Here is a 10992-nt window from a genome sequence, read left to right on the forward strand (position 1 = left end):
GTCAGGGCCTGCTTCACTCGCGCCGCGATGGCGCCGCCAATGGACTCGCCGATTCTGGTCATGTCGGGTCTCCCCCTCGAACCACCGAGACGGTGGACGTTGATGGATTATCGACCCTTGGCGCTCGGAGTTGCGGCGTTTCCACGCCTACATCGGCGCCTGGAGCGGGGCCCTCAGTGCCGGGTCCGGTAGCGGTCCACGGCGGCCAGGAGCACCTCCGTGCGCACCGGCTTGCCCAGGAGGCACACGGTCCCGGCCGGGGGCGCCTGGAGGTCCGGGTCCGCGGTGAGCGCCAGCACCGGCAGCCGCGACGTCAGGTCCAGGTTCCGCAGCCGGGAGAGGAAGCGCTGGTCCTCCGGGTTGCGCAGCATCAGGCTGAGCAGCACCAGGGCGGGGCTGTGGGGGAGCCGGCCCAGCACGTCCAGCGCCTGCGTGGCCGTGGCCACGGACAGCACCGTGTAACCCTCCAGCACCAGGAGGGCCGCCAGGGCCTCACGCAGGTCGTCGTAGCTCTCGACCACCAGCAAGGTCGAGGGTTTGTCCAGGGCGTCCACGGTCAAACCTTATACCCCCGAAGCCCCGGGGCGTGCACACCCGGGGCCTGGGGCGCGCGTGGCTAGGCGCGGGCCTTGGGGCTGAGCTGGGGCTTGAGGATGACCTTGGTGTAGCCGTCCTTGCGGGCGTCGAACTTCCGGTACGCGTCCGGCGCGTCCTGCAGCGGCAGGCGGTGGCTGACGATCATGCCGGGCCTGGCGCGGCCCGCGATGATGAGGTCGCGCAGGAAGTGGTTGTAGCGCTTCACCGGCGTCTGGCCGGTGCCCACGGTGATGCCCTTGTCGAACACCTTGGCCCACGGCAGCGGGTAGATGCCCTGCTTCGCGTTCTCGTTGGCAGCGCCGGGGTCCGGGGCCATGTAGACGCCCACGACGCCAATGGAGCCCGTGGGGTTCACCAGCTCCACCAGCTGCTCCAGCACCTGGGTGGGCTTCTCCCGGCCGCCGTGCGCGTCCGCGCCCTGGATGTCGCGCGACTGGTAGCCCACGGCGTCGATGCCGCACATGACCCCCAGGGCCTTCTCCTCACCGGGGCGCAGCGCGCCCATGATGAGCGGGTTGCCGCGGCGCAGGTCCAGGATCTGTTTCACCGGGTCGCCCTTCGTGAAGTCGATGGGGATGGCGCCCATCTCCTTCACCTTGGCCAGGCGCTCCGGGACGCTGTCCACCACGTACACCTCCGAGGCGCCGCGCAAGAGCGCGCAGTAGCCGGCGAGCAGGCCCACGGGCCCCGCGCCGAAGACGGCCACCGTGGCCCCGGGCCGCACGTTCGCCAGCTCGGTGCCGTGGTAGGCGGTGGGGAAGACGTCGGACAGCAGGAGGAAGTCGTCCTCCAGGTCGTCGCCCGGCTGCCCGGGCACCTTCAGGCAGTTGAAGTCCGCCCAGGGCACGCGGAGCAGCTCCGCCTGTCCACCCCGGTACGGACCCATGCCCGCGTAGCCGTAGCCCGCGTGCGGCGCTTCCGGGTTGGCGACGAGGCAGGCCTCCGTGCGGCCTCGCACGCAGTCGAAGCAGGTGCCGCAGGCGATGTTGAAGGGCAGCACCACGCGGTCGCCCTTCTTGATGCTCACCACGCCAGGGCCCACCTGCTCCACGACGCCCATGTTCTCGTGGCCGAACACCTGTCCGGCCTTGGACGCGGTGCGGCCCTCGTACATGTGCAGATCGCTTCCACAGATACCGGCGGAGGTGACACGGATGACGCAGTCCGTGGGCGCCTCCAGCTTGGGGTCCTCCACCTCCTCCACCTTCACCTGGCTGTTCTGCTTGTAGACGACGGCGAGCATGGGCCTCTCCCGGGTTGTGCCGTGACGCGGCCCACCAAGGATGGGACGCGGCGCGTCCACCGGAAGCGGCTGTGGAAATTGCACGCCCGGACGCCCCGTGCAGGCGTGCGAGGCGGGCGCGCGTTCAAGGGCCCGCACCCGCCAGCGAGAAGGCCGTGAAGCTCAGTGCGCCAGCACCGCCGGCGCCTCCACCGGGGACACCAGCGACTGCCGCTCCCACGCGCGGCTGCGCCAGCGCAGCCACATGGCCAGGCCGCGCGTCCACTCGTCCGCGGCCACCGCGAGCCACACGCCCGCCAGGCCCAGCTCCAGGTGGAACACGAGGTAGTAGCCCAGGGGCAGGCTCATGCAGGCCATGGACAGCACGCCCATCATCACCGGAAAGGTGGCGTCACCCGCGGCGCGCAGCGCGTTCACCAGCACCAGGTTGAACGAGCGGCCCGTCTCCAGAAGCAGGCTCAGCACCAGCACCTGCGACGTCAGCCGCAGGATGTCGCCGTCGTGCGTGAACAGGCGGATGAGAGGCTCGCGGAAGAGGATGGCCGTCACGTCCACCGCGACGGTGATGCCGATGCTCCACTTGAGGCTCTGGAGCACGCGCGCGTATGCGTCCTGCGAGCGCTTCGCGCCGACGAGCCTTCCGACGAGGATGGACGTGCCCATGCCGATGGCCAGGCTGCACAGGAAGACGTACTGGGACATGGCGTTGGCGTACTGCCGCGAGGCGAGCGCCACCGGGCCCAGGTACGTCACGTAGTACAGGAACACCGTCTGGCACGCGTGGTACGTCAGCTGCTCCACCGCGGACGGCACGCCCACGCGCAATATCTTCCGCACGTACTCACGTGTGAGCGCCACGAAGTTCGCGGGCCGCATGCGCACGTCCATCACCCGCCAGAGCATCCACGCGAAGACGCCCACCGCCATCGCGCGGCTGAAGACGGTGGACATGGCCGCGCCCGCCACGCCGTGCGCCGGCATGCCGAAGTGCCCGAAGATGAGCACCCAGTTGCCCAGCACGTGCACCACGTTCATGCCCAGGGCCACGAACATGGACTGCCGCGTGAAGCCGTACGTGCGGATGAGGCTGGAGAAGACGTTGATGAGCGCCTGCAGGAACAGGAAGCCGCCTGCGATGTGCCAGTAGGTGCTCGCGTACGCGAGCGTCCGGGGCTCCAGGTTCATCCGCCCCAGGATGGCGTCCGCGGACAGGAGCAGCCCGCCGCTCACCGCGAGCCCCAGGAGGAAGTTCATCGTGATGGCCTGCGCCGCGATGCGCGCGGCCTCCGCGCTCCGCTTCGCGCCCAGGTACTGGGACACGACGATGGACGCGCCGTGGCTCACCACCTCCATCACCAGGATGCAGATGAAGACGTACTGATTGACGACGCCCACCGCGGAGACGGCGGCGTCCGACACACCGCTGAGCATCAGCGTGTCCGCCGTGCCCATCAGCATGAAGAGGAAGAGCTCGAAGAAGATGGGCCAGGTGAGCCGGAACAGGCCGGGCTCTCGCTGGGAGTGCGTCTCGACTTCAGTGTGCATGGATGCGCCGCGTCAGGTGACCCCACTGTGCGCGCGCGATATTTCGATTTCAACCGGAAGCACCCGCGCCGGCTGCCTGCCTGGCGCGAGTGCTTTGCGTTTGAAAAGTGAGAGCTGGACCTACGACGACGTCAGCCGGTTCACGGTGTCCACCAGGGCTCGCAGGGAGAAGGGCTTCTTGAGGAAGCCGTCCCAGCGCTGTTCCTCGGCCTTCGCCCGGGGCGGCTGGATGGCGCTCATGACGAGGATGGGGAAGCGGTGGCTTGCGTCCTTGCGGATGGCGTCGATGGTCTCGTAGCCGTTCATCACCGGCATCATCACGTCGATGATGGCCAGGTCGGGCTTCTCCTCCTTGAGTCTGGCCAGCGCCTCGCGGCCGTTGCCGCAGGTGACGACGCGCAGCTGCTCCTCCTCCAGGATGGCCTGGATGGCCTCCGCGATGTCCTGCTCATCGTCCACGACGAGCACGGTCTTCATGACCGCCTCCGCCGGGACGTGCCCGCCGGGGCCTTCTTCGCGGCCGACCTCTTCTTCGCGGAGGCCTTCCGGCCCTGCTTCTTGCGCACGCCCAGGGGGGCCTTCACCTTGGCGGGCCGGGAGGACTCGCCGCCGGAGATGCGCGCGTGGCCGGTGAGGATGCTCTCCGCGCTCTCGAAGGTGTCCGCGACCCGGATGCCCTCCTCGCTGATGGAGAACTCGCGGATGGCGCTGTCGTAGGCGCTCTCGCGCATCTTCATGATGGAGAGCAGGCGGTAGAGCTGCGAGCGCAGCTCCACGTAGCGCACCAGGATGACGTTCTCCACGGTGGACGCGGCCTCCGGCTGGGGCATCTCCACGCCGGGGCTGAACAGGGGCGTCTCATCCGAGTACAGCGTGGTGACGTCCATCATCCGCAGTTGGTGGGTGAGCGCGGAGAAGAAGCGGCCCATGCGGTCCGGGTACACGGCGGCGGAGCGGAAGCCGGACACGCCGTCGATGAAGAGGCGCAGGCGGTCCACCTTGCGCTCCTCGATGCGCTCCAGCAGCCGCTCCGCCAGCGAGTCCAGGTTGTGCTCCAGCGGCGGCTGCCACTGGATTTCGATGAGGCCCTCGTCCACGTACTTCTTGAGGTCCCCCATGCCGGTGCCCTCCGCCTTCTCGATGAGGCGGGGGGGCGTCTCGAAGAAGCCGAAGTAGACGCCCGGCTGGCCCTCGCGCGCGCCCTGGAGGAGGAAGTGAAGCCCCAGCAGCGTCTTGCCCGTGCCGGGCGCGCCCAGGAGCAGCGTGGTGGAGCCGGAGAGCACGCCCCCATGAAGGGCTTCGTCCAGGCGGGGGATGCCGAAGGGCATGCGGATGCGGTCCTCGCGCCCCTCCGCGGCGGGGTGCGCGAACTGCACCTCCGTGCGCGGGTGGATGACGATGCCCTGCTCGGAGATCTCCACCTCGTGGCGGCCCAGCAGGGACGGCCCGCCGCGGAACTTGATGGCGATGAGCTCGCGCACCGCGCGGGGCCCGTGCAGCCAGAGGGACAATTCGAAGATGCCGTCCACCGCGGTGTTCTCCGGGTGGATCTCCCCCTCGTGGTGCGGGGCGAGCAGCAGCGTGGTGCAGCCCAGGATGCTGCAGAAGGTCTGCAGGTCCTGCAGGAAGCGCTTGAAGGTCAGGTCCGAGCGGGCGAACTCCCTCGCCGCGTCCATGCCGTCGATGATGAGCAGCGTGGTGCCGTGCGCCTGCGCGTTCTTGCGCAAGAGCTCCAGCAGCCCCTTGAGCCCGTCGCGCTCCAGGTCTCGGTAGCCGCTCAGGTACTGGAGCCGGTCCGGGATGACGCTGGCGTCGTAGAACGTCATCTGCGACAGGTTCTCCAGCATGCGCCCGTGCGACTCCGACAGCAGCGTCACGTAGAGCGCCTTGCCGCCGTTCTTCACGTGCTGGAAGGCAATCTGGTTCGCGAGCACCGTCTTGCCGGAGCCCGGCGGACCGATGATGGCGTAGGACGACCCCTGGATGAGGCCGCCCTTGGTGATGAAGTCCAGCCGGGGCACGTTGGTGACGAGCCGCTTCGCCGGACTCCTTCCTTCGTCGGACCTGTTGCTCCCGTCCGCGTCTTCGCTCTTCACGAAACCTTCTCCTCTGGAAACGTCAGTACCGCTGCGTGCGATGCAAGGGGAGCCTCAGCTCGAAACACGCGCCCTGGCCCAGGGCGCTCTTCACGCTCAGCGTGCCGTCGTGCGCGGCGGCGATCTCCCGGGCCAGGTAGAGCCCCAGGCCCAGTCCTTCGAACCGGCCGTCGGACTGCACGCGCTCGAAGCGGCGGAAGATGCGCGCGTGGTCCTCCGGCGCGATGCCCACGCCCTGGTCCTCCACCTCCAGCACCGCGTGGCCGTCGTGCGTGGACAGGCGCGCCCTCACGGGCCGGCCCTGGCCGAACTTGACGGCGTTGGACAAGAGGTGGCCCACGGCCTGCTCCAGCATGCGCGGGTCGCCGAAGAGCGTGACGGGCGCGTCGGGAAGGACGGCCTCCAGGTCCACGTTCGCGCTGCGGGCCGGGGCCTGGAAGCGCTCCACCTGCTCGCGCACCAGCTGGGAGAGGTCCACCGTCTCCACCTGCAGGGCGATGTCCTGGGTGGACAGGCGCGACACGTCCAGCAGGCTGTCCACCAGGTTCTGCAGCCGCGTGAGCTGGCGCACCGCCGGGGTGAGGCGCTTCTCCATGGGGCCGTGCGCTTCCGTGTCGTCCATCACCATCTCCACCGCGCGCTCCAGGTTGAGGCGCAGCACGGTGAGGGGCGTCTTCAGTTCATGCGCGGCGATGCTGAGGAACCGGTCGCGCGCGCGCACGGCGTCCCGGGCGCGGGCCTGGAGGCGCAGGAGCGCCTCGATGTTCGCGAGCAGCTCGTCCTCCGCCAGCGGCCGCGTCCAGTACGCGTCCGCGCCCTGGGCGAGCCCCCGCACGCGGTCCTCGCGCCGCACGGACACGGACGACAGGTGGGCGATGAGCAGGTCGTGCGTCGCTTCGCTCGCGCGCAGGCGGCGGCACACCTCGTACCCGTCGATGTCCGGCATGTGCACGTCCAGCAGCACCAGGTCGGGCCGCCCCTGGGCAAGCCGCAGTGCCTCGCGTCCTCCGGTGGCCTCGAGCACCTGGTAGCCGCCCTGACGGAGCGTGAGGCTCAGCAGGTACAGCGTCGCCGGGTCGTCGTTGACGTTGAGGACCGTGATGGCGGGACGGGTCCCCTGGGCGTTCTGGGAATCGGAGGTGTTCACGGGCCGTGCAACGGAACAGTGGGGGCGAGCGCGGCGAATGGAACCACTGGCATCCAAAAAGATTGGTGGCAGTGTGCCCGGCATCCTGGCGGGTGTTGGCCGCCAGACGATTCATGCGCTGGAGGCGTCCGCCTTCTTCCATGCAGGCCGACGGCGGGGCCCTGCTCAGGGCATGGCTTCCAGGCGGAACTGCTGGCAGTCGTTGTTGGCCCAGACCCACTGCTGGACGGTGGCGCCGTCACCGCTGCTCCAGCAGTTGCTCACGTCCAGCACCTTGCCGCTGTGGCGGGCCTCGAAGCGGGTGTAGCCGCCCGTGGTGGCCACCGGCTTGAACTGCTGGTTCGCGCCGCCCGCCCAGGACCACTCCTGCACGCGCGCGCCGTCCGCGCTGCTCACGTCCGCCACGTCCACCACCTTGCCGCTGTAGCGCGACACCAGCCGCGAATAGCCGCTGTCGGTGGCCACCAGGGCCCACTGCTGGCTTGCGCCCGTGTGGCACGTCCACTGGTGCAGCCCGGTGCCGTCCGCCGCGGACGGGCCCACGATGTCCACGCACTTCCCCGTGGCCTTGTTGACCAGCCGGTACCACGGGCCCTGCGTGCCGGACGTCCCGCCCCACTGGAAGGACGCCACCGAGCGCGGCGGCAGCGTGTACTCGAAGGCCTGGCCGCCCCAGCGGACCTTGAAGGACAGCGTGGCGCCGTCGTTGGAGTTCAGCGCGACCAGCGCGTGTGAGCCGTCCGGGTTGCGGAAGGCGAGCGTCTCGATGTTGTTGTTGCCCAGCGACGTCGCGCCCACGCGCACCGCGCCCGGCCGCACCACCTTCGCCAGGTGCGCCCACGCGTAGTACTCCTCGTTGCGCGTGTACGTGCCGTTGGCGTTGTCCACCGTGAACATGCCCCGGCAGTCCGCGCAGCCGCCCACGCGCGGCCCGTGGTTGGGGTCCAGCGCGAGGTTCCAGTAGAAGGACGTGCGCGACCAGTGGCGCAGCGGCCCGAAGAGGTTGTTCTGCAGCGCCCACTCCAGGTTCGCGGCGGCGTTGGTGGCCCAGAAGCCGCCGGTGCACTCCGTGTAGTGCACCTCCTTGGTGGGGTACGCGTCGTGGAAGGCGGACTGGACGCTGTAGCTGCCCTCGGGGCTCTCGTAGCAGTGGTAGGCCACGCCCGCGACGGCGCCCTGCGCCTGCCCGCCGTTGTAGGCCATCACCTCATGCGGATAGCCCGCGGGGCCCGTGCCGTCGTACCAGTTGTGGTCCCACGCCAGCAGCTTCACGCCGTTGAAGCCCGCGGCGTTGAGCGCGGGGCGCAGGTGCTGGGCCGTGAAGACGGACTGGTCGTTGGACTCCATCTGCATCGTCGGGTAGCTGCCGTTGGCGTTGTGCGGCTCGTTCTGCGGGCTCAGCGCGTGGATGGGCACGCCGTTGGCCTGGTAGGCCTGCACGAAGCGCACGAAGTAGTTCGCGTACAGGCCGTACAGGTCGTTGCGCAGGTAGCCGCCGCCGGTGAGCGAGTTGTTGAACTTCATCCACGCGGGCGCGCTCCACGGCAGCGCGAACACCTTCACCTCCGGGTTGATGGCGCGCGCCTGCTGGAGCAGCGGCAGGATGTACGCCGCGTCGTGGCCCACGGAGAAGTCATTCAGGTCGCAGCAGGTGTCGTCGTACGTGTAGCTGTTGCGTGAGAAGTCCGACGCGCCCATGGGCAGGCGGATGGCGCTCTGGCCCGCGCCCGCGCTCACGCTGAACAGGTCGTTCATGATGGCCGTGCGCTGCGGCGAGTTGAAGATGAGCCACGCGGACGCGTCCGTGAGCGCGCCGCCGAACCCGTCCACGGTCTGGTACGTCACGCCGTCGTTCACGTCGATGGCCGTCGCGCTGCCCGTCTCCGCGCCGAAGACCTTGTTCGCTTCCGTGCTGAGCTTCTTCGACAGCGTGCTGCCCGACGTCGTCGTCAGCCACACCCGCACGGTCTCGTTCGCCGCGCTCGCGGCGGGCGGAAGGAGGGCGGAGGCGGTCAGCAGCAGGCCATGCAGGGGGATACGGGACCACCAGGGGGACATGCGGGGCTCCAGACAGCGAAGGGGGAGCCCGGCAGTCTATTCAAGTTGTTCTGCTATGGCCTGTTAATCGTGGATGGCTGCGGAGTGGACGCCGCGAGGGGCATTGCCTCCAGGCGGCGGGTGGCGGCGGTGTGGAGCACGATGAGCTGCCGCGCGAGCCGTTCGAGCTGGGACTGGAGCAGGGGCGCCTCCGCGCCCAGCGCGGCGCCGGCTTCGTCGGGCGTGGGGTCATTCCAGCCGATGAGCGCGTTGAAGGCGGGCAGGGGCTTGGGACGGCGGCCGTGGAGCACCGCGTCCGCCAGGTCCTCCATGCTGGAGTCCACGGCCCGCGAGAAGCGGGACAGGGCCTCCCGCACCGCCGGGGTGGAGGGCACGGAGCGCCGCGACGCGAGGAGGGTGCAGACGGCGGCGAACCTCCGCGTGAAGGCGAGCAGGGTCATCAGCGGCTCCACCGCCTCCGTGCGCCAGCGCGGCTCGTTGAGCAGCCGCTGGAAGGACGCCTCCGCGTTGATGGTGGCCAGCCCCAGCTTGCGGCGGGCCGCGGTAAGCGCCGCAGTGTCCTGGGGCTCGTCCCGCCGCCACGCGCGGGCCAGCACGTCGAAGAACTCGCGGTCCGCGCGCAGCGCTTCCGCCAGCTGCGCGGGGAAGCGCTCCTCCTCCGAGCGCTGCCACAGGAAGAAGGTGCCCGCGAGCGCCAGCGCGCCGCCGATGAGCGTGTTGACGATGCGCACCGGGGCCAGCGTCCAGTCCCCGCTGCCCAGCTCCGCCAGCAGCACGAAGGTGAGCGTGGCGAAGATGGTGAACAGCCCGTAGTTGAGCGGGATGAGGCTCACGCACAGGGCCGCGGTGCAGAAGAGCAGGCCCATCATCGCGTATGGGTTCTGGAGCCACGACGCGACGGCGATGGCCAGCAGGCCGCCCACCACGGTCCCCAGCACCCGCTGGAGCGCCTTGAGGAAGGTGGGCCCGGTGTACGGCTGCATGATGGTGAGGACGGTGATGGTCACCCAGTAGCCGTGGTTCGGCCGGAACACGCTGGCGATCCACACCGCCGCCGTGGTGGTGACGCCCACGCGCAGCGCGTGCCGGAGCACCTCCGAGCCCAGCGTGAGGTGCGCGCGCACGGGGTCCATCAGGGATGCGTGGGACTCCTCCGCCAGCTCACGCGCGGGAGGCGGGGCCTGGGTGAGCGGCCCGGGCAGCCGGCACGCGGTGTCCAGCGCCACGTCCGCGCGCTCGCGCAGCTCCGCGAGCAGCCGCGCGATGTCCGACAGCCGCGCCCGCTCCAGGCGCGTGATGAGGCCGCGCGCGTCCAGGTCTCCCAGCGCGTCGCGCAGCGCGCGGCCGTCCCACTCCGGCTGGGGCCTGCGGCTGCGGCCCTCCTGCTCCACCAGCCGCACCAGGTCCCGCGCCGTGTTCGCGCACTCCAGCAGCGCCACGGCCACCGCCGCGCGAGGGTCTCCCACGGGGCCGCTCACCGGCGGGCCCAGGCTCTCCAGCTGCTCACCCAGGGCGATGAGCCCCATGAACATCGCGTCCGCGGACTCCAGCAGCACCAGCAGCCGCTCGCCCCGGCCGCGCTCGACCCGGCCCTGGCGCGTGGCGGCCAGCGTGGTGCGCGCCAGCTCCAGGTGCTCGCGGATGCGCCCGTGCTGCTCCTGGATGAGCGCCTGCCACGCGTCCTCGCGCGCGCCCTGCACCGTGCGCGACAGCCCTTCCGCGTAGTCCGCCACCGCGTCGAAGCACGCCGCCACCGCCTTGCGCGCGGGCCGGTAGGGGCGGATGGGCCAGAGCACCAGCGACAGCACCATGGCCCACGCGGAGCCGCCCAGCACCGCCAGCCCGGACTCCAGCGCGGCCAGCGCGGTGGCCGGGGGCAGGCCCAGGGCGATGACGAAGGTGGTGGCGGCGATGTTGCCGGTGAGGTTCGCCGCGGCGCCGTACACGCCCGCGAAGCTCCACGCCGTCACCCACAAGAGCGTGGCGGGAATGGCCAGCATGGGGTGCATTCCCGCCAGGCCGCCCAGCACCGCGGACACCGCCGCCGCCAGCGCCGTGCCGCCCATGGCGCGGAAGCGCGCGTGGTAGGAGCCGCCCTTGTCCACGAAGGACGTGTTGAAGCCGCCCACCGCGAGCCACAGGGCGCCGGGCAGGTGCAGCGCGGTGCCCACGACGGTGGGGACGAAGAACGCGAGCGCGGCCCGGAGGCCCGCCTTCACCGCGGGCCGCACGGGCGCGAAGCGGGCGACGGCCCTGGCATGGTCCAGCAACTGACGGCGAATCACCCGTCCCCCATAGGCCAACGC

The 10992-nt window shown here is 70.4% G+C and carries 8 protein-coding genes; all 8 read right to left on the minus strand.

Features of this window, described 5'->3' with window-relative positions; translation table 11 throughout:
• Positions 1-173: 173 nt before the first annotated feature.
• A complete protein-coding gene (locus tag D7W79_RS30960; RefSeq protein ID WP_158617088.1) occupies positions 174-554 on the minus strand; it encodes a response regulator in 381 nt (126 codons plus the stop codon).
• A 62-nt stretch (positions 555-616) separates the two neighbouring features.
• Positions 617-1840 (minus strand): glutathione-independent formaldehyde dehydrogenase, encoded by a 1224-nt coding sequence (locus D7W79_RS30965; protein WP_120528978.1) that lies wholly within the window; start codon positions 1838-1840, stop codon positions 617-619.
• A 162-nt stretch (positions 1841-2002) separates the two neighbouring features.
• Positions 2003-3385 carry an MATE family efflux transporter gene (locus D7W79_RS30970; RefSeq protein ID WP_120528979.1) on the minus strand — a complete coding sequence of 461 codons (1383 nt, stop codon included), beginning with the start codon at positions 3383-3385 and terminating at the stop codon, positions 2003-2005.
• Between the two features lie 120 nt (positions 3386-3505).
• Positions 3506-3862 (minus strand): response regulator, encoded by a 357-nt coding sequence (locus tag D7W79_RS30975; protein WP_120528980.1) that lies wholly within the window; start codon positions 3860-3862, stop codon positions 3506-3508.
• On the minus strand, positions 3859-5481 hold the full coding sequence (locus tag D7W79_RS30980; protein WP_120528981.1) for an ATPase domain-containing protein: 1623 nt from the start codon (positions 5479-5481) through the stop codon (positions 3859-3861). Before D7W79_RS30980 ends, D7W79_RS30975 begins: the two co-directional genes overlap by 4 nt.
• Before the next feature lie 22 nt (positions 5482-5503).
• Positions 5504-6628 carry a hybrid sensor histidine kinase/response regulator gene (locus D7W79_RS30985; RefSeq protein WP_244222067.1) on the minus strand — a complete coding sequence of 375 codons (1125 nt, stop codon included), beginning with the start codon at positions 6626-6628 and terminating at the stop codon, positions 5504-5506.
• A gap of 165 nt (positions 6629-6793) precedes the next feature.
• Positions 6794-8686: an RICIN domain-containing protein gene (locus D7W79_RS30990; protein ID WP_120528983.1), complete on the minus strand. Its 1893-nt coding sequence runs from the start codon at positions 8684-8686 to the stop codon at positions 6794-6796.
• 53 nt (positions 8687-8739) lie between these two features.
• Positions 8740-10992 (minus strand): FUSC family protein (locus tag D7W79_RS30995; protein WP_338078831.1); only part of this gene is annotated, 2253 nt, incomplete at its 5' end.

This window comes from Corallococcus exercitus, from assembly GCF_003611585.1.
Classification (GTDB): domain Bacteria; phylum Myxococcota; class Myxococcia; order Myxococcales; family Myxococcaceae; genus Corallococcus; species Corallococcus exercitus.

Coding starts and splice junctions, on each gene's coding strand:
- D7W79_RS30965 (WP_120528978.1), bottom strand. CDS start 1,840: ATGCTCGCCGTCGTCTACAAGCAGAACAGCCAGGTGAAGGTGGAGGAG.
- D7W79_RS30970 (WP_120528979.1), bottom strand. CDS start 3,385: ATGCACACTGAAGTCGAGACGCACTCCCAGCGAGAGCCCGGCCTGTTC.
- D7W79_RS30975 (WP_120528980.1), bottom strand. CDS start 3,862: ATGAAGACCGTGCTCGTCGTGGACGATGAGCAGGACATCGCGGAGGCC.
- D7W79_RS30990 (WP_120528983.1), bottom strand. CDS start 8,686: ATGTCCCCCTGGTGGTCCCGTATCCCCCTGCATGGCCTGCTGCTGACC.